At 73.2% G+C, this 26,551-nt stretch carries 26 protein-coding genes; 14 read left to right on the top strand and 12 right to left on the bottom strand.

Annotated elements, in window-relative coordinates:
- Nucleotides 1-172: 172 nt before the first annotated feature.
- Entirely contained in the window at nucleotides 173-859 is a 687-nt protein-coding gene (locus J2Z33_RS05635) for a response regulator transcription factor (protein ID WP_209838733.1), read from the bottom strand.
- A gap of 138 nt (nucleotides 860-997) precedes the next feature.
- Between J2Z33_RS05635 and ribA the strand changes: the two genes are divergently transcribed.
- Both ribA and J2Z33_RS05625 read left to right on the top strand, forming a co-directional pair.
- A complete protein-coding gene (gene ribA, locus J2Z33_RS05630; RefSeq protein ID WP_245218577.1) occupies nucleotides 998-2,095 on the top strand; it encodes a GTP cyclohydrolase II in 1,098 nt (365 codons plus the stop codon).
- Nucleotides 2,092-2,592: a L,D-transpeptidase family protein gene (locus J2Z33_RS05625; protein ID WP_209838729.1), complete on the top strand. Its 501-nt coding sequence runs from the start codon at nucleotides 2,092-2,094 to the stop codon at nucleotides 2,590-2,592. Before ribA ends, J2Z33_RS05625 begins: the two co-directional genes overlap by 4 nt.
- A gap of 52 nt (nucleotides 2,593-2,644) precedes the next feature.
- Here the strand turns inward: J2Z33_RS05625 and J2Z33_RS05620 are convergent, their stop codons facing one another.
- Nucleotides 2,645-3,304 carry a YggS family pyridoxal phosphate-dependent enzyme gene (locus J2Z33_RS05620; RefSeq protein ID WP_209838727.1) on the bottom strand — a complete coding sequence of 220 codons (660 nt, stop codon included), beginning with the start codon at nucleotides 3,302-3,304 and terminating at the stop codon, nucleotides 2,645-2,647.
- A gap of 239 nt (nucleotides 3,305-3,543) precedes the next feature.
- On the opposite strand from J2Z33_RS05620, the gene J2Z33_RS05615 reads away from it, so the two are divergent.
- From J2Z33_RS05615 to holA, 4 genes are all read left to right on the top strand, one after another.
- Nucleotides 3,544-4,761, top strand: a complete 1,218-nt coding sequence (locus J2Z33_RS05615; protein WP_209838725.1) for a porin — start codon at nucleotides 3,544-3,546, stop codon at nucleotides 4,759-4,761.
- A gap of 167 nt (nucleotides 4,762-4,928) precedes the next feature.
- Nucleotides 4,929-7,541 (top strand): leucine--tRNA ligase, encoded by a 2,613-nt coding sequence (gene leuS, locus J2Z33_RS05610; RefSeq protein WP_209838724.1) that lies wholly within the window; start codon nucleotides 4,929-4,931, stop codon nucleotides 7,539-7,541.
- Nucleotides 7,528-8,028, top strand: a complete 501-nt coding sequence (lptE, locus tag J2Z33_RS05605) for an LPS assembly lipoprotein LptE (protein ID WP_209838722.1) — start codon at nucleotides 7,528-7,530, stop codon at nucleotides 8,026-8,028. The genes leuS and lptE overlap by 14 nt, the downstream gene beginning before the upstream one ends.
- Entirely contained in the window at nucleotides 8,025-9,035 is a 1,011-nt protein-coding gene (holA, locus tag J2Z33_RS05600; protein ID WP_209838719.1) for a DNA polymerase III subunit delta, read from the top strand. The genes lptE and holA overlap by 4 nt, the downstream gene beginning before the upstream one ends.
- 51 nt (nucleotides 9,036-9,086) lie before the next feature.
- Here holA and J2Z33_RS05595 read toward each other — a convergent pair whose 3' ends face one another.
- From J2Z33_RS05595 to J2Z33_RS05575, 5 genes are all read right to left on the bottom strand, one after another.
- Nucleotides 9,087-9,332 carry a hypothetical protein gene (locus J2Z33_RS05595; RefSeq protein ID WP_209838718.1) on the bottom strand — a complete coding sequence of 82 codons (246 nt, stop codon included), beginning with the start codon at nucleotides 9,330-9,332 and terminating at the stop codon, nucleotides 9,087-9,089.
- Between the two features lie 142 nt (nucleotides 9,333-9,474).
- On the bottom strand, nucleotides 9,475-9,711 hold the full coding sequence (locus tag J2Z33_RS05590) for a hypothetical protein (protein ID WP_209838716.1): 237 nt from the start codon (nucleotides 9,709-9,711) through the stop codon (nucleotides 9,475-9,477).
- 100 nt (nucleotides 9,712-9,811) lie between these two features.
- Nucleotides 9,812-10,510, bottom strand: a complete 699-nt coding sequence (locus J2Z33_RS05585; RefSeq protein WP_209838714.1) for a YjbF family lipoprotein — start codon at nucleotides 10,508-10,510, stop codon at nucleotides 9,812-9,814.
- Nucleotides 10,507-12,633 carry a YjbH domain-containing protein gene (locus J2Z33_RS05580; protein ID WP_209838712.1) on the bottom strand — a complete coding sequence of 709 codons (2,127 nt, stop codon included), beginning with the start codon at nucleotides 12,631-12,633 and terminating at the stop codon, nucleotides 10,507-10,509. Before J2Z33_RS05580 ends, J2Z33_RS05585 begins: the two co-directional genes overlap by 4 nt.
- 223 nt (nucleotides 12,634-12,856) lie before the next feature.
- Nucleotides 12,857-14,089 (bottom strand): TIGR03862 family flavoprotein, encoded by a 1,233-nt coding sequence (locus J2Z33_RS05575; protein WP_342454132.1) that lies wholly within the window; start codon nucleotides 14,087-14,089, stop codon nucleotides 12,857-12,859.
- Nucleotides 14,090-14,336: 247 nt separating this feature from the next.
- On the opposite strand from J2Z33_RS05575, the gene J2Z33_RS05570 reads away from it, so the two are divergent.
- From J2Z33_RS05570 to lpxK, 6 genes are all read left to right on the top strand, one after another.
- Entirely contained in the window at nucleotides 14,337-14,594 is a 258-nt protein-coding gene (locus J2Z33_RS05570; protein ID WP_209838801.1) for an HNH endonuclease, read from the top strand.
- Between the two features lie 294 nt (nucleotides 14,595-14,888).
- Nucleotides 14,889-16,409: a DUF2125 domain-containing protein gene (locus J2Z33_RS05565; RefSeq protein WP_209838710.1), complete on the top strand. Its 1,521-nt coding sequence runs from the start codon at nucleotides 14,889-14,891 to the stop codon at nucleotides 16,407-16,409.
- 71 nt (nucleotides 16,410-16,480) lie between these two features.
- Entirely contained in the window at nucleotides 16,481-17,824 is a 1,344-nt protein-coding gene (locus tag J2Z33_RS05560; RefSeq protein WP_209838708.1) for a TldD/PmbA family protein, read from the top strand.
- A 65-nt stretch (nucleotides 17,825-17,889) separates the two neighbouring features.
- A complete protein-coding gene (locus tag J2Z33_RS05555; RefSeq protein ID WP_209838706.1) occupies nucleotides 17,890-18,135 on the top strand; it encodes a DUF4170 domain-containing protein in 246 nt (81 codons plus the stop codon).
- A gap of 10 nt (nucleotides 18,136-18,145) precedes the next feature.
- Nucleotides 18,146-19,387 (top strand): 3-deoxy-D-manno-octulosonic acid transferase, encoded by a 1,242-nt coding sequence (locus tag J2Z33_RS05550; RefSeq protein WP_209838704.1) that lies wholly within the window; start codon nucleotides 18,146-18,148, stop codon nucleotides 19,385-19,387.
- On the top strand, nucleotides 19,387-20,400 hold the full coding sequence (gene lpxK / locus J2Z33_RS05545) for a tetraacyldisaccharide 4'-kinase (RefSeq protein WP_209838702.1): 1,014 nt from the start codon (nucleotides 19,387-19,389) through the stop codon (nucleotides 20,398-20,400). The genes J2Z33_RS05550 and lpxK overlap by 1 nt, the downstream gene beginning before the upstream one ends.
- On the opposite strand, the gene J2Z33_RS05540 is transcribed toward lpxK, so the two are convergent.
- The 3 genes from J2Z33_RS05540 to J2Z33_RS05530 are packed head-to-tail and all read right to left on the bottom strand — an operon-like array spanning nucleotide 20,370 to nucleotide 22,682.
- On the bottom strand, nucleotides 20,370-21,515 hold the full coding sequence (locus tag J2Z33_RS05540; RefSeq protein ID WP_209838700.1) for a CaiB/BaiF CoA transferase family protein: 1,146 nt from the start codon (nucleotides 21,513-21,515) through the stop codon (nucleotides 20,370-20,372). The two genes, lpxK and J2Z33_RS05540, sit on opposite strands and share 31 nt — an antisense overlap.
- Complete coding sequence (locus J2Z33_RS05535) at nucleotides 21,512-22,171, bottom strand: DsbA family protein (RefSeq protein ID WP_209838699.1); 660 nt, start codon at nucleotides 22,169-22,171, stop codon at nucleotides 21,512-21,514. The genes J2Z33_RS05540 and J2Z33_RS05535 overlap by 4 nt, the downstream gene beginning before the upstream one ends.
- A gap of 28 nt (nucleotides 22,172-22,199) precedes the next feature.
- The gene (locus J2Z33_RS05530) at nucleotides 22,200-22,682 is read right to left on the bottom strand and encodes a DUF721 domain-containing protein (protein ID WP_209838697.1); all 483 of its coding nucleotides are present in this window, start codon (nucleotides 22,680-22,682) and stop codon (nucleotides 22,200-22,202) included.
- 73 nt (nucleotides 22,683-22,755) lie between these two features.
- Between J2Z33_RS05530 and J2Z33_RS05525 the strand changes: the two genes are divergently transcribed.
- The gene (locus tag J2Z33_RS05525) at nucleotides 22,756-23,898 is read left to right on the top strand and encodes an A/G-specific adenine glycosylase (protein WP_209838695.1); all 1,143 of its coding nucleotides are present in this window, start codon (nucleotides 22,756-22,758) and stop codon (nucleotides 23,896-23,898) included.
- Between the two features lie 107 nt (nucleotides 23,899-24,005).
- Here J2Z33_RS05525 and J2Z33_RS05520 read toward each other — a convergent pair whose 3' ends face one another.
- Together J2Z33_RS05520 and J2Z33_RS05515 are read right to left on the bottom strand one after the other, a co-directional pair.
- Nucleotides 24,006-25,115: a site-specific DNA-methyltransferase gene (locus J2Z33_RS05520; protein WP_209838693.1), complete on the bottom strand. Its 1,110-nt coding sequence runs from the start codon at nucleotides 25,113-25,115 to the stop codon at nucleotides 24,006-24,008.
- Nucleotides 25,116-25,202: 87 nt separating this feature from the next.
- Nucleotides 25,203-25,838 carry a ribonuclease HII gene (locus J2Z33_RS05515; protein WP_209838691.1) on the bottom strand — a complete coding sequence of 212 codons (636 nt, stop codon included), beginning with the start codon at nucleotides 25,836-25,838 and terminating at the stop codon, nucleotides 25,203-25,205.
- A 408-nt stretch (nucleotides 25,839-26,246) separates the two neighbouring features.
- On the opposite strand from J2Z33_RS05515, the gene J2Z33_RS05510 reads away from it, so the two are divergent.
- The gene (locus J2Z33_RS05510; protein WP_209838689.1) at nucleotides 26,247-26,534 is read left to right on the top strand and encodes a hypothetical protein; all 288 of its coding nucleotides are present in this window, start codon (nucleotides 26,247-26,249) and stop codon (nucleotides 26,532-26,534) included.
- The last annotated feature ends 17 nt before the right edge of the window (nucleotides 26,535-26,551 follow it).

The following is a 26,551-nucleotide window of genomic DNA, read 5'->3' as shown; positions in this document are numbered from 1 at the left end:
GCCGGCAAGCCCGGCGCGCGAAAATTTCCGCGGCGCGGAAAAAAGGCCCGAGCCGAAGCCCGGGCCAAGTCCAACAGGGAGGGATGATGGCCTTGCCCCGCCATCGGGGGTCGCAGGGAGAACCCGTCACGCCCCAGGGTTGTTCCCGGCCCGCTTCGGAAAAAGTGAGCGGTCAGGCGACCAGCCGGTAGCCGCCCGATTCCGTCCGCAGCAGGCCGGGGCTGGTGGGGTCGGGCTCGATCTTCTGGCGCAGGCGGTAGATGTGAGTCTCCAGCGTGTGGGTCGTCACGCCCGCGTTGTAGCCCCAGACCTCGTGCAGCAGCACGTCGCGCGGCACCACCTCGTCCTGCGCGCGATACAGGTACTTCAGGATGTTGGTCTCCTTCTCGGTGAGCCGCACCTTCTTGTCGTCCTCGGTGAGCAGGAGCTTCTGCGAGGGCCGGAAGGTGTAGGGGCCGAGCTGGAAGATCGCGTCCTCGCTCTGCTCGTGGGTCCGGAGCTGGGCGCGCAGGCGGGCCAGCAGGACGGGGAACTTGAAGGGCTTGGTCACGTAGTCGTTCGCCCCGGCGTCGAGCCCGAGGATGGTGTCGCTGTCCGAATCGTGGCCCGTCAGCATCACGATCGGGCATTTCACGCCCTGCTTGCGCATCACCCGCGCCAGCTCGCGCCCGTCGGTGTCGGGCAGGCCCACGTCGAGGATCACGAGGTCGAAGAGCCCCGCCTTGGTCTTGGTCAGCGCGTCGGCGCCCGACCCGGCCTCGAACACGTCGAAGTCCTCGGTCATCACGAGCTGCTCGGACAGGGCCTCGCGCAGGTCGTCGTCGTCGTCCACGAGAAGGATCTTCTTGAGCTGCGCCATCGGGCCCTCCGTTGCGATCACGGGTCGGAGATGGGGAGGAAGCGCCGGAAAACCAACGGCTTCGTAGGATTTCTCACGCCCATGTGTCGCCGGGGGCGGGAATGTTTCAATCCGCCCGCCCGCGCGCTACAGGAAGGCATGACCGACCCCCTCGCCCCCCCGTTCGCCCTCAGCGACGCCGAGCGGCTGGCCCGCGCCCGCTCCGACCTGCGGATGGGGCTGCCGGTGTGGCTCGCCGGGCCGGACGGCGCGGCCCTGGCGCTGGCGGCCGAGACGGCGAGCGCGCCGCGGCTCCGGGGCTTGCGCGACCTGGGCGAGGTGGCGCTGGCCCTGACCGCCCGCCGGGCCGGGACGCTGCGCGCCCGCGCCTACGACGGCGACCTCGCCCGGCTGCGGGTGCCGGGGGACGCCGACCTGGGCTGGCTGCGCGCCACCGCCGACCCCGCCGAGGACCTGGCCCGCCCCATGAAGGGGCCGTTCCAGTCCTTCCGCGACGCCGACGGCCCCCCGCCCGCGCTGGCCCGCGCGGCGCTGCGGCTGGCCAAGGCCGCGCGCCTCCTCCCCGCCGCCCTCCTCGTGGCCCACGACGCCCCCCCGCCCGAGGGGGTCGCCCGGCTCCCGGCGGCGCTGGCGCTGGCCGACACGCTCGCCCCCCTCTCCGAGGTGGTCTCCGCCCGCGTCCCCCTCGCCGTGTCGCAGGCCGGCCGCGTCCACGTCTTCCGCTCCCCCCTCGACGACTCCGAGCACGTCGCGGTCGAGATCGGCTCCCCCCCGCGCGACGCCCCCGTGCTGGCGCGGCTTCATTCCGCCTGCTTCACCGGCGACCTGCTGGGCTCGCTCAAGTGCGACTGCGGCCCCCAGCTCCACGCCGCGCTCGACCGCATGGCGGCCGACGGCGCGGGCGTGCTCCTGTATCTCGACCAGGAAGGCCGGGGCATCGGCCTCGCCAACAAGATGCGCGCCTACAGCTTGCAGGACCAGGGCTTCGATACCGTCGAGGCCAACCACCGCCTCGGCTTCGAGGACGACGAGCGCGACTTCCGCGTCGGCGCGCAGGTCCTCAAGGCGCTCGGCTTCGACGCGGTGCGGCTCCTCACCAACAACCCGCGCAAGGTGCGGCGGATGGAGGAGGCGGGCGTGCGCGTCGCCGAACGGGTGCCGCTGCGCGTCGGCCTCAACGACCTGAACGCGGCGTATCTGGCGACCAAGGCCGCCAAGTCCGGGCATCTGCTGTGAGGGTCACGCCCGACGACCTCGTGGTGACCCCGCGCGGGCTCCGCTTCCGGGGCCGCCTGTTCCCCTGCACGCGCGGGCGCCAGGGCCTCACGGACGACAAGCGCGAGGGCGACGGCTGCACCCCGCGCGGCGCCCACGGCCTCGCCGGGGTTCTCTACCGCCCCGACCGCCTGCGCAAACCCACGCGCAGCGCCCTCCCGATCCGCCCGCGCGACCTCTGGTCCGACGACCCCGCCGACCCGGCCTACAACTCCAAGGTCCGCGCCCCCCACGCCCCCTCCCACGAGCGCCTCCGCCGCGCCGACCCGCTCTACGACCTCGTGCTCCTCACCGACTGGAACCTGTCCCCCGCCCTCCCCGGCCGAGGCTCCGCGATCTTCGTCCACCGCTGGCGCCGCCTAGGTGCCCCCACGGCCGGCTGCATCGCGCTCCGCCCCCGCGACCTCCTGTGGATCGCCCGCCGCCTTGCGCCCCGCTCAAGGCTGGTGGTGCGCTAGGCCCTTCTTTGGCTCCAAATATCCCGGGGTCCGGGGCAGAGCCCCGGCGCGTTCAGCCGCCCCGCGCCCCGAAGATCGCCGAGCCCACCCGCACATGGGTCGCCCCCTCGGCCACCGCCGCCTCGAAGTCGCCGCTCATCCCCATCGACAGCCCGTCCAGCCCGTTCCGTTCCGCCATCCCGCGCAGCAGCCGGAAGTGGGGCACCGGGTCCTCCCCCTCGGGCGGGATGCACATGAGGCCCCGCAGCGGCAGTCCCAGCGCCCGCACCCGCGCCACCAGCGCGTCGGCCCCCTCCGGGTCGCACCCCGCCTTCTGCGGCTCGCGGCCCGTGTTCACCTGCACGAAGACCCCCGGCGACGCCCCCCGCTCCTGCGCCAGCCGCGCCAGCGCCTCGGCCAGCCGCTCGCGGTCCACCGTGTGGATGGCGTCGAACAGCCCGGCCGCCGCCCGCGCCTTGTTGGTCTGCAAGGGCCCGATCAGGTGCAGCTCCACCGCCGCCCCCTCCGCGCGCAGCGGCTCCCACCGCCCCTGCGCCTCCTGCACCCGGTTCTCGCCGAACACGCGCTGGCCCGCCGCCAGCACGGCGCGCACCCGCGCCTCGGGCTGGACCTTGGACACGGCGATCAGCGTCACCGCCCCCGCCGCGCGCCCCGCCGCCGCCTCGGCGGCCCGCAGCCGCGCCCGGATCGCCCCGATGCCTGTCGGCTCCATGTCACGTCCCCCTCCGTCATGCCCCTGGGCAGGCCGCCCCCACGTCCTAGCTGGCGTTCGACGGGGACCGCCACTATACGACGCCGGTTCGGCCCGCCCCTGTGTGGCCCGTCTGCATCAATTTTGTGGCAGCCCTCCCTCACGCCCCCGAGACTGTTGAATGTGGCCCCCCGAGGGCGCAAACACATCGCAATGCTAGTCGGACTGGCATTCTCGGGAATGCAAACACGAGGGAAACCATGAAACGCATCCTGCTGGCTTCGGCCTCGATCCTCGCCTTCGCGGGCGCGGCGGCCGCCGATGTCACCTTCGGCGGTGACGCCACCCTGGGCTTCAACGAAGACAACGGCATCGAGCCGCGCGACCTGAACTCGGACGGGACGCCCGACGACGGCTTCTTCTGGGAAGTGAACCTCGGCGTCACGCTGACGCAAGAGATCAACAACGGCCTCACCGCCGCCGCCAGCTTCACGCTGAACGTGGTGGACGAGGACGCGGACGCCGGCGCGGGCGGCGACGGCTCCTCCGTGGACGTCGATGACGACTTCCTCCTCTCGCTGACCACCGAGAATGGCGGCCTGTTCTTCGGCGACATCACCTTCGCCGCCGAATCCAAGTGGGACTCGGCCGGCGACATGCGCGCCGACGACTTCTCCGAGGCCGACGGCGAGACCGTGCTGCGCGGCGACACCATCTTCCGCGGCATCGACGCCTCGCTCTCGGCCGTCGTCGCCGACGAGGACAACAACACCCCGGACGAGGACAACCTCGACCAGTTCGCCCTCGGCGCCCGCGGCTCGATCGCCCGCTTCACCTACGCGCTCGCCTACCAGGAAGAGTCCGAAGCCTCGGACGGATCGACGGGCGACTACGATCCCGAAGCCGGCAACGACGACTTCTCGGTCGATGAAGTGTTCGGCGTCTCGGTCGGCTCGACCTTCGCCGGCGCCGACGTGCAGGTCGCCTACGCCCAGAACAACACCGACGAGGACTCCTCGCTCGGCTTCGAGGCCTCCTACCCGGTCGGCCCCGTCACCCTCGGCGCGTTCTACGTGATCGAGAAGAACGAAGCCGGCCTGTTCGACGGCGGCTTCGATGACGTCGAGAACGGCTACGGCGTGTCGGCCGACTACGCCTCCGGCCCGCTCACCGTCTCCGCCTTCTACTCGCTGGAAGACGACGACAACGACATCGACGACGCCGAACTCGACACCGACTTCGAAAATGACGGTGACGACGACGACGAGAACACCAACTACGGCCTCGAAGTCGGCTTCGACTCCGGCGCGGGCATCGAGCTGTATGCCGGCTACGTGCAGGAAGATGGCGGCTACGTCGGCGTCGAGTACGACCTCGGCAACGGCTCGCGCCTGATCGCCTCCTACGCCGACGAAGACGAGGAAGGCGCCCGCGAATACGAAGCCGGCACCACCGTCGCCGTGAACTTCCAGTTCTGATCCCAGCTAAGGATCGGTGCGACAAGGGGGCGGTCCTTCGGGACCGCCCTTCTTCGTTTCCGGGCCTCGCCGCTCCGCCCTCCCCGGCGCGGGGCGCGTCGCGCTCTGGACAAGGCCCCCCCGCTCGGCCATGACCGGACCCGTCCCCGAAGCCCAGAGGTCCGCCCATGTCCCGCCCCTACGCCGCCCCCGAGATCGAGGCCCGCTGGCAGGAGGAATGGGAGAAGGCGGGGGCGTTCCGCGCCAAGGCGGACCCGTCCAAGCCGAAATACTACGTCCTTGAGATGTTCCCCTATCCCTCGGGGCGCATCCACATGGGCCATGTCCGCAACTACACGATGGGCGACGTGGTGGCCCGCCACCGCCGCGCCACCGGCCACGCGGTCCTGCACCCGATGGGCTGGGACGCCTTCGGCCTGCCGGCCGAGAACGCCGCGATGGCGAGCGGAGGGCATCCCAAGGACTGGACCTACCAGAACATCGCCGACATGCGCGGCCAGATGAAGCCGCTCGGCTTCTCCATCGACTGGGACCGCGAGTTCGCGACCTGCGACCCCGAATACTACGGCCAGCAGCAGGCGCTGTTCCTGGACATGCTGAACGCCGGCCTGGTGACGCGCCGCGCGGCGGTCGTGAACTGGGACCCGGTCGAGATGACGGTCCTCGCCAACGAGCAGGTCGTGGACGGCAAGGGCTGGCGCTCGGGCGCGGAGGTGGAGCGGCGCGAGCTGACCCAGTGGTTCTTCAAGATCTCCGACATGGCGGGCGACCTGCTCGACGCGCTCGACGGGCTGGAGGACTGGCCCGCCAAGGTGAAGCTGATGCAGGCCAACTGGATCGGCCGGAGCCGCGGCCTGGAGCTGTCCTTCCCGCTGACCACGCCCGCGCCGGGCTTCGACGCCATTCCCGTCTACACCACCCGCCCCGACACGCTGCTGGGCGCGAGCTTCGTCGCCGTCTCCCCCGACCACCCCCTCGCCAGGGCCCTCGCCGCCGACAGCCCCGATGTCGCCGCCTACTGCGAGGAGGCCCGCAAGGGCGGCACCACCGAGGAGGCCATCGAGACGGCGGAAAAGACCGGCATCGACACCGGCCTGCGCGTCCGCCACCCGCTCGACCCGTCCTGGGAGCTGCCGGTCTGGATCGCCAACTTCATCCTGATGGACTACGGCACCGGCGCGATCTTCGGCTGCCCCGCGCATGACGGGCGCGACCTCGACTTCGCCCGCAAGTATCGGCTGCCCGTCGTCTCGACCTTCGTCCCCACCGGGGGCGATCACGTCCGCCCCGAGGACGGCGCCGACGCCTTCACCCCCCCGAAGTCCGAGCCCGTGCGCTACGTGAAGCTCTTCGCCGGTGACGAAACCCAGACCTCCGAGCAGGCCGTCGAGGCCGCCATCGCCATCGCGGAGGCCCAAGGCTGGGGCCGGGGCGTCACCCGCTACCGCCTGCGCGACTGGCTCCTGTCCCGCCAGCGCTACTGGGGCTGCCCGATCCCGGTGATCCACTGCCCCGCCTGCGGCGCGGTCCCCGTCCCGCGCGACCAGCTCCCCGTCCGCCTCCCCGACGACGTGACCTTCGACCGCCCCGGCAACCCGCTCGACCGCCATCCGACCTGGGGCCGCGTCCCCTGCCCATCCTGCGGGCAGGAGGCGCGTCGCGAGACCGACACGATGGACACCTTCGTCGACTCAAGCTGGTATTACGCCCGCTTCACCGCGCCCCACGCCGCGACGCCGACCGACCCCGCCGAGGCCGCCTACTGGATGAACGTCGATCAATACATCGGCGGCATCGAGCACGCGATCCTGCACCTCCTCTACTCCCGCTTCTTCGCCCGCGCGATGGTCCAGACCGGCCACCTCCCCGCCACGGCGGCCGAGCCCTTCGACGCGCTCTTCACCCAGGGCATGGTCACGCACGAGATCTACCAGACCTATGCGCCGCTCCTACAGGACGGCAATGTGAGCCATGATGGTTCGCAAGCTTATAGTGGGCGACGGCCCGTGTATCACTTCCCGGAAGATGTAGAGCGCCGGGTCGATGGGGTTTTCCTCAAGGCCACGGGCGAGGCCGTGGAGGTCATCCCCTCCGCCAAGATGTCCAAGTCCAAGAAGAACGTCGTGGACCCCGTGGGCATCGTCGCCACCTTCGGCGCCGACACCGCCCGCTGGTTCGTCCTTTCCGACTCCCCGCCCGAGCGGGACGTCGAATGGACCGCCGCCGGGGCCGAGGCCGCCTACAAGCACCTCGCCCGCGTCTGGCGCCTCGCCCACGAGGCCGCCCAGGCCGACGCCCCCCCGACCGACGCCGACGCCCCCCTCGAACGCGCCCGCCACAAGGCCATCCACGAGGTCAGCCAAGCCATCGAGAGCTTCGGCTTCAACGCCGCCATCGCCAAGCTCTACGGCTTCACCACCACGCTGGCGAAATCCGACGCCGGGGCCGAGGCCAGGCGCCGCGCCGCCCGCACCCTGGTCCAGCTCATGGCCCCGATGACGCCCCACCTGTCCGAGGAGCTGTGGCAGGCCCTCGGCGGCGACGGCCTCTGCGCGCAGGCCCCCTGGCCGGTGGCCGACCCCGCGATGCTGGTCGAGGACAGCATCACCCTCCCCATCCAGGTCAACGGCAAGCGCCGGGGCGAGATCTCCGTCCCCCGCGACACCGCCGTGGCCGAGATCGAGCGCCTCGCGCTGGAGGCCGTGGCGCGGGCGTTGGAGGGCGCGGCCCCCAGGAAGGTCATCGTCGTCCCCGGCCGCATCGTCAATGTCGTCGCCTGACCGGGAACCTGACCGGGGCCGCCGCCTCCTGCTGCTCGCGCCCCTGGCGCTGGCGGCCTGCGGCTTCGCGCCCGCCTACGCGCCGGACGGCCCCGGCACGGCGCTGCGCGACCGCGTCGCCGTCGCCACCCCCGACACGCCCGACGGCTACCGCCTCCGCGCCCGGCTGGAGGACCGGCTCGGCCGCGCCCCCACCCCTGTCGCCACCCTGACCGTCACGCCCGAGGTGGAGCGCGACTCCGCCGCCGTCACCCCGGCCGGCGCGATCACCCGCTACAACCTCCTCGGCCGCGCCCCCTGGCGGCTCACCGCCGGCCCCGCCACGCTGGCCGAGGGCGAGGCCACCGCCTTCACCGGATATTCCGCCACCGGCCCCCTCGTCGCCGGCCGCGCCGCCGAATCCGACGCCCGCGAACGCCTGATGATCCTGCTGGCCGACGAGATCGCGACCCGCCTCCTCCTGCTCCCCCCCGGGACGCTGCCGTGAAGCTGTCCACCCGCGACGCCAAGGCCTTCCTGAAGAAGCCCGACCCCGCCACCGCCGGCGTCCTCATCACCGGCGAAGACGGCGCCCGCGTCGCGCAGGCGCGGGCCGACCTCATCGCTGCCCTCATCGGCCCGCAGGGCGAATCCGAGATGCGCCTCGAACGCATCGCCGGGGCCGACCTGCGCCGCGACCCTTCGCTCGCCACCGACGCGATCAAGGCCGTGGGCTTCTTCCCCGGCCCCCGCGCCGTGCTGGTCGAGGAGGCGACGGACGGCCTCGCCCCGGCGCTCCTCGCCGCGCTGGACGCCTGGACGCCGCAGGACGCCCGCCTCGTCGTCACCGGCGGCGCGCTCGCCGCCAAGGGCGCGCTCCGCAGGCTCTTCGAGACGCGGCCCAGGGTGGCGGCGATCACCCTCTACGACGACCCGCCGACCGAGGGCGAGGTGCTGGACCTGCTGCGCGAGGCCGGGCTCTCCCGCATCGACGCCGAGGCGCGGCAGCGCCTCGTCGCCCTTGGCCAGACCCTCCCCCCCGGCGACCTGCGCGGGCTGATCGAGCGTCTGTCGCTCCACCAACTCGACGCCGAGGGGCCGCTCGCCGAATCCACCGTCGCCGCCCTCGCCCCGCAGTCCGAGGAGGCGGAGGTGGACGACCTCCTCGCGGCGGTGACGGACGGGCGGCGCGACCGCGTGGGGCCGCTGCTGGCGCGGCTGGCGGCGCAGGGGCTGGGGCCGGTCGCCATCACCATCCAGGCGCTGCGGCATTTCCGGGCGCTGCTCGCGGTGGCGAGCGATCCGGGCGGCGTGCAGTCGGGCCTTGGGGCGCTGCGGCCCCCGGTGGGCGGGCCCCGGCGGCAGGCGCTGGCGCGCGCGGCCGAATCATGGAAGCGGGAGAGGATCGAGGACGCGCTGCGGGCGCTGGTCGATCTCGACCTCGCGCTGCGCTCCTCCGGGTCGCTGCCGGATCGCGCCCTGCTCGAACGGGCGCTGATGCGGCTGGCCGGCTAGGGACGGACCTGCGCCGGCGGGCGGCGCAGGTCCGGGACGCCGGGCGTCCGCTTACTCGGTGGTGTCGGTCTCGTCGTCGTCATCCTCGTCGGCGGCGACGGCGATGGCCACCAGGCCGCCCAGCAGCGCGAGCGGGAGCAGCAGGCCCCAGGTCGAACGCGGCGCGGCCGGCTCGACGATCTCGACGGGGGCAACGGGGGCGGGCTCGGCGACGACGGGGGCGAAGCCGCCGGCGACGGCCTGGTTCGCCACGGTGGCCACGGCGGCCGCCAGGACGAGGGACTTGAGGTGCTTCATGGGACTGCTCCTTTTGGGATAGGCACGGCGTGCGCCGTCCTCTCGATGTTTGCACCCCGTCGTGAACGAAAACAAGGCAGGCCATCCGGCCTGCCTTGTCTGGATCAGCAACAGTGTGGCGAAACTGCCGACGCCGTTCGGATCACTCGGTGGTGTCGGTCTCGTCGTCGTCATCCTCGTCGGCGGCGACGGCGATGGCGACCAGGCCGCCCAGGAGGGCGAGCGGCAGCAGCAGGCCCCAGGTGGAGCGCGGCGCTTCGGGCTCGACGACCACGACGGGCTCGGGCTCGGCGACGACGGGGGCGAAGCCACCGGCGACGGCTTGGCTCGCCAGGGTGGCCGCGAGGGCGCTGGCAAGGAGGGCTTTGGTGAGGCGCATGTCTCTACTCCGGGTTGGTAACAAGTCTTTGAGCAGGAGATAGCTTGATTGTTTCCGCGCCTCAAGGAACTTGCGCCCGCCTTTCCGCGACTCGCGCGATTCAGAGTCGGCCGCTGCGCAAATATGCAACAGTGGGCGACACGTACTGCCGCGAGGACACCACGTTCCCGGCGTCGTCGAGCCAGTAGATGTTGCTGAAGATCAGCGCCGGGCTCTGGCAACGCTCGTCGAATCGGCGCAGCGAGGCCTGCCGCAGGCCGAGGTCCACCACCTCCTGGCCCGCCGGCGCGATGGCGCAGGCGAAGGACGTGGTCGTCACCCGGTCCTGGGCGTCCAGCATCTCCATGCGCCGCGTCACCGGCCCGCCACCGGCCCGCATCGCCTCCCGCACGCCGGCCGAATCGATGGTCACGAGGTCGTCGCCGAAGCCGTGCGTGGACACCAGGATGCCGTCGTCGAAGGCCGCCGTCGGCCCGGACTGGAGCGCGATCGTCACCTCGTCGCCGTTGGTCTCGATCACGCGGGCGGGCTCCTGCACCCCCAGCGCGTTGATCTGCACCAGCCGGTAGGCCCCGGGCTCGGCGGCGATGGCCTGGGGCGTGAAGCCGCCGGGGATCTCGCGCGGGGCGCTCACCGTGGTGTCGCTGCCGATGCCCCGGAACACGCCGCGCACCTGATCGACCACCGCCAGCGCGCGGGCCTGCACCTCGCCCACGCCCCCCTCCGGGGCCGGCGCCTCGTCCCGCGCGCAGGCCGCCAGCCCGAGAAGGGCCAGCCCCGCCAACAATCCTCGCCTCATCTCCAGAACCGCCCCCATGAGTCCTCAAGCTCGCCGTAATGGCCCTGCCGCACGATCTCGTAGAGCCGCCCCTCGACCGAGACCCGCGAGCCCCCGTCGCGGTTGAGCGAGCGGATCGTCGTCCCCACCTGCCGCCGCGTGGGCTGGCCCAGCACGAAGTCGAGCGGGATGTTGATGCGGATGCCCTTGTCGAAGGACCCTTCGCCGAAGTCCTCGAAGGGGATGTCGGTCAGGGTGAAGTAGCCCCCCACGCTCCAGCCGTTCTCGAACTCGCGGTCGAGGGCGAAGGTCGCGCCCCAGTCCCCCGCCAGGAAGCGCCCGGCGTCCACCTCGCCCTGGAAGCCGCCGCCGAAGTCGTAGTAGGCCGACAGGTGCCCGGTCGTCACCTCGTAGTCGCGGAAGTCGAAGAGCTGGTCATAGCCGCGCTGGACGACGTGGTTGACCTCCAGCCCCACGCCCAGGCGGGACTCCACCGGCTTCCAGAGCACCTCGGCCGAAACGCCGCCATACATCCGCTCCAGGTAGCCCACCGTCGCGCGGCTGTAGAGGTCCGGCCCGAGCCGCCCGTAGTAGGACAGCGTCAGGTCCTGGAGCACCGGCCCGCCGCCGTCGCCGTAAAGCCCCGAGTTGCGGCGCACCACCGGCACCCCGCCGAGCGGCTCGCGCTCCGCCTCCTCGTCGTCGTTCCCCGCGATCTTCTGCCGGATCGCCCCCGACAGGATCAGGTTCGGCCCGATGCGGTAGGCCGCCGAGGCCTCCACCCCGAAGCTGAGCTGGAACGGATCGTTGGGATCGAAGAGCGACACGCCCACGTAGGGCGCGACCCCCCAGGTGAACCGCTCCACCGCCGGCGGCACCGGCACGAGGCCCCGGGGCGGCCCGGCCCCCTCCAGGTCCAGGCGCTGGAGGCTCGCGGCGGTGCCGCCGACCTCGTTCTCCAGCCCCTCGATGTCCGACCGCGCAAAGGTCGCCGCCGACAGCGGCAGCCCGTTCTGCACCGGCTCCAGGGTGATCGTCTCGATCGACGCGGGCAGCTCGGCCGTCAGGATGCGGAGGACGCGCCCCATCGCCTGCGCCTCGGCCCGATACCGCGTGTTGACATAGCGCAGCCGGGCCGTCCGGTCCCCCAGCTCCACCGCCAGCAGCTCCACCCCCTCGACCCGCAGCGCCTGCCGCAGCCGGTCGCGGATCGCGGCCTCGGGCAGGGCGGCGCGGTCCCAGCTCCGGGCGGCGCGCACCGCCTCGGCCCGCACCTCCACCGGCTGCGGCGCGGGGTCGAGCCCCGACCCGAAGGGCCGGTCGTTCGGGTTCACCGTGAAGTTCGCCGAGAAGCCGAGCTGCGAGCCATAGAGATAGGCGAGCTGGAGCTGCACGCCCGGCAACGGCCGCCAGGCCGCGCCGAAGTTCAGCGGCGAGTTCACGTCGAACAGCGGCTCGCCCGTCTGGTCCAGGTAGCCCTCGTCCGACGAATACTCGGCCTTGAGGATCCACCGGGGGTTCGGCGCCCATTCGACGCCGCCGAACACCGCCGCGTCGCCCCGGAAGAACGCCTCGGCCCCCGGCACGCCCCCCTCGTCGCCGCTCACGAAGGTGTCGGGCCGCTCCTCGAAGCGCCCGCCCACCAGGCCCAGCGGGTTGTCGAAGCCCCCGTTCGTGGCGAAGCGCCCCCAGCCCAGGCCCGCCGTCACGCGGAAGGCGTCGCCCACCGTCTTGGTGGCGACGAGGTATTCGCCCGAATAGACCCCCGTCCCCAGGAAGTCCTGCAATCCCACCGCCACCGAGGGGGCGAGGCGCCCCTCGTCGTTGAAGCGGAAGCGCAGGTCGAAGCTGCGGTCCCAGTAGGGGTCGTCCTCGCTGATCGTGTAGTCGGGGATGCCCGAATACCGGAACGTCCCCGACAGCCGCCGCGTCACCTGGAAGGTGAAGGAGTTGCGGAGCTGCCCGCCGAAATACCCCACGGTCCCCGCGATCTCCCCCTCGTCGGCGCTCAGGGCCGTGGGCATCTCCAGCAGGCCCGGCGTGCCGAAGAAGGTGTAGGTCACCGCGCGGTCCTGCGGGATGGCCGGCGTCGCGAGCGCGAGCGCGAGGGCGCTGGCCGTGCCGAGCCGGTGGGAAAGGGCCATGGCGGGGTCTCCTCGACGTGGTGGCGCCACCTAATCCGAAGCCGGGGGGCTTGGAAAGGCGTCCGGCGCGGGGTTCGGCAAGGTTCCCCCCCGGCCGCGCCGGGCCTCGCGCGCCCGGCCGGCCGGGACCGCCCCGCCCGCAAGGCCCCGCCGCGGCCAGCCGCGACCCTCCGGGGGCCGCCCCCGGAGATCCGGCGCGGGCGGGGGCGGGCGCGGGCGGGCGTCACCCGGCCCCCGCCCGCCCCAGCCAGTCCGCCGCCGCCCGTCCCGCCGCCCGCCCGGTGGCGAGGCAGGCGGTCAGCAGGTAGCCCCCCGTCGGCGCCTCCCAGTCCAGCATCTCGCCCGCCGCGAAGACCCCCGGCCGGTCCCGCAGCATCAGCCCCTCCGTCAGCCCCCCGAACCGCAGCCCCCCGGCCGTGGAGATCGCCTCGTCCAGCGGGCGCACCCCCCCGTGCCGCGCGGGCAGCGCCTTCAGCAGCGGCGCGAGGTCGGCGGGCCAGGGCCGCCCCCATTCCTGCGCCAGCGCCGCCCGCGCCCCCTCCAGCCCCAGCCGCTTCCGAAGCCGGTTGGCGAGGCTCTCCTTCCCCGCCGCCCCGAGCCGTCGCCGCAGCGCCTCCTCCGGCAGGTCCGGGAACAGGTCCACCCGCAGCGCCGCCCCCTCGCGCAGCGGACGCGACAGCGGATACAGCCCCCCGCCCTCCAGCCCGCGCGCCGAGACGACGACCTCCCCGCGCGACGCCAGCCCCCCCGCGCTCCAGGCCGCGCCCTTGACCGGCTCGCCGAAGTGGCGGGCCATGTGCGGCGACCAGTCCACCACCAGCCCCACGTTCGCTGGCGCGAAGGGGGCCACGCTCCCCGGATGCGCGCCCGCCAGATGCGCCGCCCAGGCCCCGTCCGAGCCCAGCCGCCGCCAGCTCGCCCCGCCCATCGCCAGCACCGTCGCGCCGGCGCGCACGAGGCGCGGCCCCTCGGGCGTCAGGAACTGCGAGGCGTCACCTGCGAACCCCTCCCAACGCCAGCGCGTCCGCATCTCCACGCCGCCCGCGCCCAGCCGCGCCAGCCAGGCCCGCAGCAACGGCGAGGCCTTCCAGGCCACCGGGAACACCCGCCCGGTCGATCCGGTCACGGCCTCCTGCCCCAGCCCCCGCATCCACGCCACCACCTCCCCCGGCCCGAAGGCGTCCAGCGCCGCCCCCAGCGCCGGCGGCACGCCCGCCCCGGCGTCGTAGGCCGCGCGGAACGCCGCCGGACCTTCCGCCTTGGTGATGTTGAGCCCCGACTTCCCCGCCATCAGCAGCTTGCGCGCCGGCGACGGCATGGCCTCGGCCACCAGCACCGGCCACCCCGCCCCCGCCAGCACCTCGGCCGCCGCCAGCCCGGCGGGACCGCCACCCACGACCAGCGCGCCGGGCCAGATGCCGGGCAGGTCGAGGGCGGGAGGGTCGGTTGGCGTCACGGCGGGGGCGTCCTTCGGCGGGGTCGGGTCCAGCGGTGCCAGCCCCGGGCCCGCTCCGCAAGCCGGGCCGCCCATCACGTCGCCGCGCAACGGCCTTGCCGGACCGCCGTCGCCGCCCGATCTGTCCCCCATGGGCCGATCCCGTCAGACCCGCCGCCGCGCGAACGACGCCCCCGATCCGGGGCCGCCCCCGCTTGGGGCGGACGAGGCCGCCGCCGATCCCCTCTGCGCGCTCTGCGCCCGGCCGATCCCGGCGGACGCGCCGAAAAGCCTCCATCACCTCGTCCCCAAGCTCAAGGGCGGCAAGGGCGGCCCCACCGTCCTCCTCCACCACCTCTGCCACAAGGAGATCCACGCGACGCTGAGCGAGGCGGAGCTGGCGCGCGACTACGCCACCCCCGAGGCCCTGCGCGCCCACCCCCGCCTGTCGCGCTTCGTGGACTGGGTGGTCCGGCGCCCGCCGCACTTCCTCTCGCGCGTGCCCAAGGGGCGCGGGCGGCGCTAGGATCAGGTCCGGACAAGGCCGGATCAGGTCCGGACTTGACGGGATCAAGTCCGAACCTGCTCAGGTCCGGACCGCGCGCAACCCCTGCGCGAGCCGATCACGACCAGCTTCCATCAATTTTACCGGTCCCCCGCCGGATTTTCATGGGATGTTAACGAAGCTCGGCTAGGGTCCGTCCCAACGACGACCCACCGCCTCCGTCCCGCCTCGGGCCGGGGGACGGAAAACCCGACCTTGACCCTTCGCCCCCCGACGGGCGAGGGATGCCACAACAATTCGACAGGGAGCCCTTGGATGATCGCGTTCCGCCTCGCCCCGGCCGTTTCGGCCACCGTCCTCCTCGCGGCCCTGTCCGGGCCCGCGCTCGCCGACGTGACGGCCCAGCAGGTCTGGGACGACTGGAAGGCGCAGCTCGGCGTCGTCGGCGAAGGCGCCGTGACCATCGGCGGCGAATCCCGGTCGGGCGACGCGCTGACCGTGACCGACATCGGCTTCGCCTCCACCGCCGAGGACGGGACCACCGTCACCGGCACCCTGGCGGAACTGGTGTTCACCGACAACGGCGACGGCACCGTGGCCGTCACCATGTCCGAGGAGTATCCCCTCCTCGTCACCACCCCCGCCGACGCCGCGACGGGCTCCCCCGCCTCCGAGATCGCGCTGGCCCTGCGCCAGACCGGCCTGACGATGACCGTCTCGGGCGCCCCCGGCGCGCTGGCCTACGACCTCGCCGCCGCCCGCTACGCGCTCGAGCTCGACCGCCTGACCCGGGACGGCGTCGCGGTCGCGGCCGAGGGGCTCCTCGCCCTCAACGACCTGTCGGGCACCTACACCTCGACCACCGCCGCGCTGCGCGAGGTGGTCTACGACCTCCGCGCCGCCAGCCTGGACCTGCTGATGGACATCCCCAGCCCCGAGGACGGCTCGCAGGTGATGCTCTCGGGCCAGGTGGACGCCGTGACGACGCAGGCCCGCGTGACGATGCCGCTCGACGTGGCCGACCCCGAACGGGTCATGATGGACGGCTTCGCCATCGAGGGCGGCTACGCCACCGGCCCCGGCCGCTACATCCTCGAATCGACCGACGCCTCGGGCCCGACCAGCGGCAGCCTCACCACCCGCTCCGGCCGGATGTCGGTCCGCGCCGACAAGGACGCCGTGGCCTACAGCGGCCAGGCCACCGGCGTCGCCCTCGACGTGACGGGCGCCGCCCTGCCGATCCCGGTCCAGGCGACGCTGGCGCAATACGGCTTCAACTTCGAGATGCCGCTGTCCCGGACCTCGACCCCCGCCCCCTGGGCGCTGGGCCTGAACCTCGCCGACCTCGCGCTCAACGAAGAGGCGTGGGGCCTCTTCGATCCCCAGGGCCTCCTGCCCCGCGACCTGGCGACGCTGAAGGTGGACCTGACCGGCACGGCGACGATGCTCTTCGACCTGATGGACCCGTCCCAGGCCGAGGCGGTGGAGGCCGCCGAGATGCCCGCGCAGGTCGAATCGGCCACGCTGAACGACCTGGACCTGTCCTTCGGCGGCGCGCGGGTCACCGGCACGGGCGACTTCACCTTCGACAACGCGGACCTGACCACCTTCCCGGGCTTCCCCCGCCCGACAGGGACTCTGGACCTGCGACTGAACGGCGTGAACGGCCTCCTCGACGACCTGGTGGCGCTGGGCCTCCTGCCGGCGGACCAGGTGATGGGCCCCCGCATGATGCTGGGGATGCTCGCCCGCAGCGTGGGCCCGGACCAGCTCGTCACCCGGATCGAGGCCACGCCCGACGGCCAGCTCCTCGCCAACGGCCAGCGGCTCCAGTGACTGCCCCGGGATCGCGCTTGCCCCGCCCCGCCGCTCCGCCTAGTTCGGGCGGGAGCAGCAGGGGACGCGCCATGGCATCGCTTCAGGACCTCACCGCCCGCCTTCTCGACGAGGCCCGCAAGGCCGGGGCCGAGGCGGCGGACGCGCTGGTGGTGCAGGGCACGCAGGTCTCGGTGGACGTGCGCGGGGGCCGGCTGGAGGAGGCGCAGCGCGCCGAGGGCATCGACCTCGGCCTGCGCGTCCTGATCGGCCGGCGGCAGGCGGTGGTCTCCTCCTCCGACCGCCGCGACGCCACCTTCGCGGCGATGGCCGAGCGTGCCGTCGCCATGGCCCGCGAGGCGCCCGAGGACCCCGCCGCCGGCCTCGCCGACCCGTCGCAGCTGGCGGGCGACCGCGACATGGCCCGGCTGGAGCTGGAGGACCCCTCGGACGACCCCGAGCCCGCCGCCCTGGAGGCCCGCGCCCGCGCGGCCGAGGCGGCGGCGCTGGCCGTCCCCGGCGTGACGCAGACCGTCTCGGCCTCGGCCGGCTGGTCGCGGCAGGAGATCTTTCTCGCCGGCACCAACGGCTTCGCCGGCGGCTACGCCCGGAGCGAGCACGGCATCTCCTGCGGCGCGATCAGCGGCACCGGCACGGGGATGGAGCGGGACTACGACTGGGACTCGCGGGTGGCCTTCGCCGACCTGCGGAGCCCCGAGGAGATCGGCCGCACCGCCGGGATGCGCGCGGCCGCTCGCGAGGGGTCGCGCAAGCCCCGGACCGGCACCTTCCCGATCCTCTACGACGAACGGGTCGCCTCCTCGCTGATCGGGCACCTGCTCTCGGCCATCAACGGCGCCTCCGTCGCGCGCGGCTCCTCGTTCCTGCGCGACGCGCTGGGGCAGCCGGTCCTGCCCGACGGCCTGTCGCTCCTGGAGGACCCGCACCGCCCGCGCGTGTTCTCCTCCCGTCTCTGGGACGCCGAGGGGCTGCCGACGCGGGCGCGGGCCATCGTGGAGGACGGGCGGCTCCTGACCTGGACCCTCGACCTCGCCTCGGCCCGCCGCCTGGGGCTGGACAGCACCGCCAACGCCGTCCGCAGCCCCGGCGGCACGCCCAGCCCCTCGGTCACCTCGGTCGCCCTCACGCCGGGCGAGGCCACGCGCGAGGATCTGCTGCGCGGGATGGGGACGGGGCTCCTCGTGACCTCGCTGATCGGCTCGACCATCAACCCGAACACCGGCGACTACTCGCGCGGGGCCTCGGGCTTCTGGGTCGAGGGCGGGGAGATCGCCTATCCCGTCAACGAATGCACGGTTGCCGGCAACCTGCGCGACATGCTGCGCCGGATCGTGCCGGCGAACGACGCGCGGGCGCACCTGACGCGGGTGGTCCCGTCGCTGCTGGTCGAGGGCATGACTCTCGCGGGGGCCTGATCGGCGTTAACTTGACGGTAGGAGCGAGGGGGTTAGGGTGCGGCGCGCCCGCAGAAGGAACGCCCATGACCCAGCGCCTGCACCTCGTCTTCGGAGGCGAGCTCGTCGATCCCACGAAGAACGTGTTCCGCGACGTGGACAAGATCCACCTCGTGGGGATGTTCCCCGACTACGCCTCCGCCCACCAGGCCTGGAAGGCCGAGGCGCAGCGCACCGTGGACAACGCCCACATGCGCTACTACATCGCCCATATCCACCGCCTCCGGGACGAGGAGACCGCCACCTCCCCGACCGAGGAGCTGGGGAGCTGAGCCGGGAGCGATGAGCGGGTCCCTCGCCCTGGGCGCCTACCTCGCCCTGTCGGCCCTGGCCGCCGGCGGCCGCCCCGAGGCCGAGCCCGAGCGTCCCGAGGGGCCGCTGCTCTGGATTCATACCGAGGAGGCGGCCCGCCTGCCCGCCCTCCTCGCCCTGGCCGAGCGGCTGGAGCCCGAGATGGCGGTGCTGGCGACGATCCCACCGGGCATCGAGATGCCCGCGTCCTCCGGTGCCGCGATCCTGCGGCCCGCGCCGCCCGAGCGGGGCGGGACGGCGAAGGCCTTCCTCGACCATTGGCGGCCCGACCTGCTGCTCTGGGCCGGGGGGAGCCTGCGGCCGGGGCTGATCGCGCGGATGAGTGGGCCTCGCCTCCTGGTGGATGGCGCGCCGCAGCCACGCCTTCTGGCGTCCGGCGCGGGCTGGCCGGGGCTGGCGCGCGGGGTGGCCCCGCTGTTCGACCGGGCGCTGGTGTCGGGCGATACCGCGGCCGAGCGGCTGGCCCGCGCCGGCCTTCCCGGCGAGCGGATCGAGCTGGCGGGCCCCCTGGACGCCCCCGCCCCGGTCCTCCCCTGCAACGAGAGGGAGCGGCGCGATCTCGCCCAGACCATCGGCGCGCGGCCCGTGTGGCTGGCGGGCGACCTGCCGCTGGCCGAGCTTCCGGCGGTGATCGCCGCCTATCGCCTCGCCAGCCGCAGCGCGCACCGCCTCCTGCTGATCCTGGCCCCCCGCCTGTCCGAGGAAGCCGAGGCCCTGGGCCGGGCCCTGGCCGAGGCGGGGCTGCGGGTGGCCGACCGGGCCGAGGGCGAGGAGCCGGAGGAGGCGACGCAGGTCTTCCTGGCCGACGGGCCGGCCGAGATGGGGCTTTGGCTGCGGCTGGCGCCCCTGGCCTACCTGGGTGGCACCCTGCCCGGCGGCCCGGGCGGGCGCGCGCCCTTCGAGGCGGCGGCCCTGGGCGCGGCGCTGCTCCATGGCCCCGAGACCGCGCCCCATGGCGAGTCCTGGGAGCGGCTCGACACGGCGGGGGCGGCGCGGGTGGTCCGCAACGGGGTCGAGCTGGGCCGCGCGGTCGAGGGGCTGCTCGCCCCCGACCGGGTGGCGGCGATGGCCCATGCGGGCTGGGACGTGGCGACGCAGGGGGCCGAGGTCGCGAACCGCGTGGCCGACCTGATCCGCGAGACCCTGGCCCGCGCCCGACAGCCCGGGCGTGCCGCCCCCACGCCCCGCCTCGCCGCCCCGGCCGGGGCCTGATGCGCGCGCCGCCCTGGTGGTATGACCCGCGCGGCGGCTGGCCGGCCCGCCTGCTGGCGCCACTGGGCGCGCTCTATGCCGGGGCGACGGCGCGGCGGCTGGCGCGCGGCGTCCCCCATCGGTCGAGTGGGCCGGTGATCTGCGTGGGCAACCTCGACGCGGGCGGCTCGGGCAAGACGCCGACGACGATGGCGTTGGCGATGCGACTCTCGGGGCGTGGCGTGGCGGTGCACGTCGTCTCGCGCGGCCATGGCGGGCGGCTCGCCGGGCCGGTGCGGGTGGGGCCGGGGCATGGGGCCGGGGAGGTCGGGGACGAGCCGCTGCTCCTGTCGGCCTTCGCGCCGGTCTGGGTGGCCAAGGACCGCGCCGCCGGGGTCCGCGCCGCCGAGGCGGCGGGGGCCGGGGCCGTGCTGCTCGACGACGGGTTCCAGAACCCGGGCGTGGCCAAGGACCTGTCGCTGGTCGTGGTGGACGCCGCGCGCGGCTGGGGCAACGGGCGGCCGATCCCGGCCGGGCCGCTGCGCGAGGGGGTGGCGGCGGGCCTGTCGCGGGCCGATGCCGTCCTCGCCATCGGCGACGCCGCCGCGCAGGACGATTTCGTGCGCCGATGGGGTCCGGCGCTGAGCGGCCTCCCGCTCCTGCGGGGCGAGCTGCGGCCCCTGCCGACCGGGATGCCCTGGGCGGGGCTGCGCGCCGTGGCCTTCGCGGGGATCGGCCAGCCGGAGCGGTTCTTCGCCACGCTCCGGGGCCTCGGGGCCGAGCTGGTCGCCACGCGCGCCTTCGACGACCACCAGCCGCTCGGCCCGGCGCTGGCGCAGCGGCTCCTCGCGGACGCCGCGCGGCTGGGGGCGCAGCTCGTGACGACCGAGAAGGACGCGGCCCGCCTGCCTCCGGCCCTGCGGGCGCGGGTGCTGACGCTGCCGGTGCGGCTGGAGCTGGAGGACTGGGGGCCGATCGACGCGGCGCTGGACCGGCTGGGGCTTCAGGCCCAGGGATCGGACAGGTCGCCCTGATGCTCGCCCAGCCGGGGCGAGGGCCGGTCGAGCGACAGGGGCGCATCGGACAACACGATGGGCGAGCGGACGCCGGGCACGCCGCCCGGCTCGATCCGCAGCCGCCGCGCCACCACCTGCGGGTCGGCGAAGACGTCGGCCATGTCGTTGATCGGCCCGGCGGGAACGCCCTGCGCCTCGCAGGCCGCGAGGAGATCGTCGCGCGTCAGGCGCAGCACGGCTTCCTGGAGGACCGGCACCAGCGCGTCGCGATGCGCGAGCCGATGGGGGTTGGTCGCGTAGTCGGGATGCGTCCCGAGCGCCTCCAGCCCGAGCAGGGCGCAAAGCCGCCGGAACTGCGCGTCGTTGCCCACGGCGACGATGGCGTGGCCGTCGGCGCAGGCGAAGACCTGATAGGGCACGATGTTGGGATGCGCGTTCCCCATCCGCCGGGGGGCCACGCCGCTGGCGAGGTAGTTCATCGCCTGGTTCGCCGTGACCGCCGTCGCCACATCGAGGAGCGCCATGTCGATCCGCTGGCCCTTGCCGGTCGTGGCCCTTTGGTGGATCGCCGCCAGGATCGCCGTCGTCGCATAGACTCCGGTGAGGATGTCGGTGACGGCGACGCCGACCTTCTGCGGCTCGCGGTCGGGCTCGCCGGTGATGGACATGAGACCCGACATCCCCTGCACGATATAGTCGTAGCCCGCCCGATGGGCGTAAGGCCCGTCCTGCCCGAAGCCGGTGATCGAGCACCACACGAGGCGAGAGTTGACAGCTGTCAACTTCTCGTAGCCCAGCCCAAAGCGGTCGAGGCCGCCGAGCTTGAAGTTCTCGATCACCACGTCCGCCTCGGTCGCGAGGCGTCGGACGATGGCCCGCCCCTCCTCGGTCGCGAAGTCGGCCACGACCGATCGCTTGCCCCGGTTGCAAGCGTGGAAGTAGGCCGCCGCGCTCTCGCCGTCGCGGTCGATGAAGGGCGGCCCCCAGCGGCGGGTGTCGTCGCCCTCGGGGGATTCCACCTTCACCACGGTCGCGCCCAGATCGGCGAGGAGCTGGCCGGCCCAGGGACCGGCCAGGATGCGGGCGAGTTCGAGGACGCGCAGGCCCGCGAGCGGGGGACCTTGGGTCGTCACTGCGCGGCTTCGGCGATCTCCGCGTCCACGATGGCCTTCAGGTCGTCATAGGCCATGTTCGAGTGCTTCTCGCCGTTGATGAGGAAGGTCGGCGTGGACTCGATCCCGTCACGCGCGGCGTTCTCCTGATACCAGGCGACCAGCGCCTCGGCCGTCGCCTCGTCCTTGAGGCAGGCGTCGAGCGTCGCCTCGTCGAGGCCGGCGGAGAGGCCCAGGCGACGGAGGTTGTCGGCGATGGTCTGCGGCTGCTGGTCGCCGATCCAATCGCGCTGCTGGTCATACAGGAGGTCGCTGATGCCGAAGAACCGCATCTCGCCGCCGCAGCGGGCGATCATCGAGGCCCAGAGCCCGAAACGGTCGAAGTAGACCTCGCGGAAGACGAAGCGCACCTTGCCGGTGTCGATGTAGTCGCGCTTGAGCTGCTGGTACTGGTCGGCGTGGAAGTCGGCGCAGTGCGGGCAGGTGAAGGAACCGTATTCGACGATGGTCACCGGCGCGTCCTCGGCGCCCTGGGCCATGTCGGGGATGGTGACCGGAGCCGTCTCCGTGGCGGTCGCGGCGTCGCCCGTGGCCTGGGCCGAGGCGGTGGTCGCGAGGCCCGCGCCGCCAAGGATGAGGGCGGCGGTCAGGGCGGCGGTCAGAGCGGGTCTCAGCATGGTCAGGCCTCAGGATGGGGGCGTCCCGTCAGGGCCGGGACCTCGACAGGACATTGGCGGCGAGCGCCGCGAGCGCAAGCCTCAATTCCGAGTCGCTCACGCCATTGGCAAGAGGCTGGATCGTGCCTTGGGGCACGGGGGAGGGCCGGACGGGGGCCGGAGGTTCGTCGGAGACGAAGGACTCAGGCCCCGCCTGCTTGATTCGGATCTTCGTGATCGCGTTGTAGCCGTAGCAGGCGTTCACCCGCTCGCGCAGGCGCTCCTTCTCCATCTCCAGCCGCAGCGCGGCGGCGCCGAGCGCGAGAATGGTCAGCGTCGCGCCCTCCTCGGGCTTCTTGCCGCGCGAGTGGCGCACCTCCAGCGGGCGGGCGATGGCGGCGACGGACTCGCCCACGATCTCGGGCCAGTGGGTCAGGAGCCGGGTGGTGGAGAATCCCCGTGCCTCGCCCAGCTCGCGGATCTTTTGGCGGAGAAGGTCGGCGGCGGGGGTGAAACGACCGTGGCGGCTCACGACATGATCTTTCCTGTGACCCCATCGATGATAGTCGATCGGGACCCGCCGCGACAGACCCCGGACCCAGAGAATGCCCGAGACCCCAACGACCGACCTTCTCGACTGGTACGACCGCCACGCCCGCCGCCTGCCCTGGCGGGTGCCGCCGGGGTCGGACGCCACGCCGGACCCGTATCGCGTGTGGCTGTCCGAGGTCATGCTCCAGCAGACCACGGTGGCGGCGGTGAAGGGCTACTACGAACGGTTCACGGCGCGCTGGCCGACGGTCGAGGCGCTGGCGGCGGCCCCGGACGCCGAGGTCATGGCCGAATGGGCGGGCCTCGGCTACTACGCCCGCGCCCGGAACCTCCTGGCCTGCGCGCGGACGGTGGCGGCGCGCGGCGGCTTCCCCCGAACCGAGGCGGGGCTGCTGGCCCTGCCCGGAGTCGGCCCCTACACGGCGGCGGCGGTGGCGGCGATCGCCTTCGGCGAGCGGGCGGCGGTGGTGGACGGCAACATTGAGCGGGTGATGGCCCGCGTCTTCGACATCGCCACCCCCCTGCCTGCCGCCCGCGCCGAGATCCGCGAGAGGACCGACGCCCTCACCCCCGCCGACCGGCCCGGTGATTACGCGCAGGCGGTCATGGACCTGGGATCCACGATCTGCACGCCACGTTCCCCCGCCTGCGGCATCTGTCCCTGGCGCGAGCCCTGCCTGGCCCGCGCACGGGGGGTGCAGGCGGAGCGGCCGGTGAAGCCGCCCAGGAAGGCCGTGCCCCAGCGGCGCGGCGTGGCCTATGTCGGGCGGCGCGAGGACGGGGCCTGGCTGCTGGAGACGCGGGGCGAGGACCGGATGCTCGGAGGGATGCTGGGCTGGCCCGGCTCGGCCTGGGACCGGGGCGAGGAGGAGGCCCCGCCGCCGGTGCCCGGCGACTGGGTGGTGCTGAACGGGGAGGCGCGGCACGGGTTCAGCCATTTCGGGCTGGCGCTGCGGGTACTGGTGGCGCGGCTGCCTCTGGACGCGGAGCCCGCGCGGGGGACATTCGTCGCCGTGGAGGCGTTCCGGGCCGGCGACCTGCCGACGGCCATGCGGCGGGTGCTGGATGTGGCCCGGACCTCGCCATTGATCGCGGACGGGGAACCATCTGTCCCGGCCCAGGAAACCGAAATGCTTCCGCCAGCGTTGATCGAAAGCCACACCGGGGCGATAAGGAAAAAGGGCCCTGCCGGGTAGCGAGCCAACGGCAGGGCCTCAGGTGGGAGCCGGGCGCATGAGGGCGCTCGCCGGCTCCGGCGGACAACGTGGCCCACCCCGGCGTGGGGTGGGCCGAATCTCGGGGCCTAGTGGTGCTGGACCATCTCGGCGCGAACCTGCTGGCGCAGGACGTCGATGGGCACATAGCCACCATCCCGCTTGAAATGCCAGTAGGTCCAGCCATTGCAGGAGGGCGCCCCTTCGAGGTGGGCTCCGACCTGATGGATCGAGCCCTTCACATCCTGCCCGACCAGCGTGCCATCGGCGCGGACCTTGGCCTTGTGGCGGCCGCCCAGGGACCACAGCTCCTCGCCCGGACGGAGCATCCCCCGCTCCACCAGCACGCCGAAGGCGACGCGCGGCTCGGCCTTCTTGGAGGAAGTCGTCTCCAGCGCGGCGCTGTCGAGGCGGCGGATCTGGCTGATGCGCGCCTCGGCGGCCTTGCGGTAGGACTCCTCCCGCTCGATCCCGATGAAGTCGCGGCCGAGGCGCTTGGCGACCGCGCCCGTGGTGCCGGTGCCGAAGAAGGGGTCGAGGATCACGTCACCCGGGTTGGTGGTGGCGAGGATCACCCGGTGCAGGAGCGATTCGGGCTTCTGGGTCGGATGCGCCTTGGCCCCGTCGTCACCCTTCAGCCGCTCGTGCCCGGTGCAGATCGGCAGCACCCAGTCCGACCGCATCTGCACGCCTTCGTTGAGCGCCTTCAGGGCGTCGTAGTTGAAGGTGTATTTCGATGCCTCGGCCTTGGAGGCCCAGATCAGCGTCTCGTGGGCGTTGGTCAGGCGCTTGCCCCGGAAGTTCGGCATGGGGTTCGACTTGCGCCAGACCACGTCGTTCAGGATCCAGTAGCCCTGGTTCTGAAGCTCGGCCCCCAGGCGGAAGATGTTGTGGTAGGAGCCGATCACCCAGATCGCGCCATGCGGCTTGAGCACGCGCCGCGCCTCGCGCAGCCAGTCCCGGGTGAAGCGGTCGTAGTCGCCGAAGCTGCCGAAGCGGTCCCAGGCGTCGTCCACGCCATTCACGCGGCTGTTGTCGGGCCGGTGCAAGTCCCCCTTGAGCTGGAGGTTGTAGGGGGGATCGGCGAAGACAAGGTCCACGCTCGAGTCCGGGAGGCGCCGCATCGTCTCGATGCAATCGCCCGCAAGGATCCTGTTCAGAGCGCCACTCAGGCGCCCTGCCACTGCCGTTTCTGCCATTCACTGCCTCATGAACCGGCGGGTTGTCCCGCTCTGTCTGGGGATAAGTTGTGGGCAGCGCGGCGGACTGTCACGCTGAAAATGTGATCAGGAACTTACCTTTTCCGCTTGCCACAAGACCTTGTGGACCGGGGCGAAGGTGCGCCTATGCCATGGGGTCGGCCCCAGCGCCTGCAGCGCCGCCATGTGGCTTTTCGATCCATATCCCATGTTGGTCTCCCAGCCGTAGCCGGGATGCTGTTGCGCCAGCGCCCGCATGATCCCGTCGCGCCACACCTTGGCGACGATGGATGCGGCGGCGATGGACAAGGAGCGGGAGTCCCCCCGCACGAGGCCCGTGGCGGGGCATCCGAGATTCGGAGGGACCTGCCGGCCGTCCACCAGCGCATGGTCCACGGGGCGGCCCAGGTCCCGGAGCGCGCGGCACATGGCAAGGTGCGTGGCCCGCAGGATGTTGTGTGCCTCGATCTCCTCCACCGACGCCTCGCCGATGCCGACCCAGGCCGAATCGCGGATGGCCAGCGCCGCCCTTTCCCGCGTGCGGGGGGTCATCTGCTTGCTGTCGTGCAGGCCGGGCGGGATGCGCGCGGGGTCGAGGATCACCGCCGCCGCGACCACCGGCCCGGCGAGGGGGCCGCGCCCGACCTCGTCGATCCCGGCGACGCGGAGGCAGCCGCGCGCCCGGAGCGCCTCCTCGTGCTGAAAGTCGGGATCGATTCGCATGGCCCCATCTGACCGCCCCGGCCCGTCCGCGGCAAGCGGCGGAAGGACCGGCCGGGAGGAGCCCCGAGGGGAAGGCTCCTCCCGGCCGTCGACGCCCGCGCGCTGGGGACGCACGTCGCGCCGATTCGACGAGGGAAGCGAAGGGGGACCCGTGGTGGGCCCCCCTCCTCGATCCGACGCGCGCCGACTGGGGCGACGGGTTCGCGCCGGAAGGGACGGGCGACCCCATGTGGGGGCCTCCGCCATGGCCGGCCCCGCAGGAGGCGCGGCTGGGCCACGATCCCCACCTCGGCCTCCCGCTCCCGTCATTCAATGTCCCGGCCTAATCCCCAGCCCCAAGGCGGTCGGCGACAGGGAGTTTAGGACCGGGTTATTGAATAGCAGACCCGGTTCGAGCAGGTTTCCGCCATGAAGGTCCCTGCCCTCACGCTTTTGGCGGCCTTGGCGCTTGCCTGCTCCGCCCGGGCGCAGGAGCCCTGCTTCGCCGACTACAAAGCCTCGCGGGACAACCCCCTGGAGCTGCAATACGGCGTGGCCGAGATCCGCGGCGACTGCTCCCCCCGCGAGGCGGAACGGGAGCTTCGGCCGCGCCTCGCCGCCGACGACTGGCAACTCCTCGAGGTGATCTCTACCTTTGGCGAGGCAGGCCTGGAGCAGAGACGTGAAAGCGCTGGCGAATACTTCCTCCGCTACTGAGGTCACCTCCGGCGTGG

Source organism: Rubellimicrobium aerolatum, from assembly GCF_017872975.1.
GTDB lineage: Bacteria > Pseudomonadota > Alphaproteobacteria > Rhodobacterales > Rhodobacteraceae > Rubellimicrobium > Rubellimicrobium aerolatum.
This window is presented reverse-complemented; position numbering and strand designations above follow the sequence as displayed.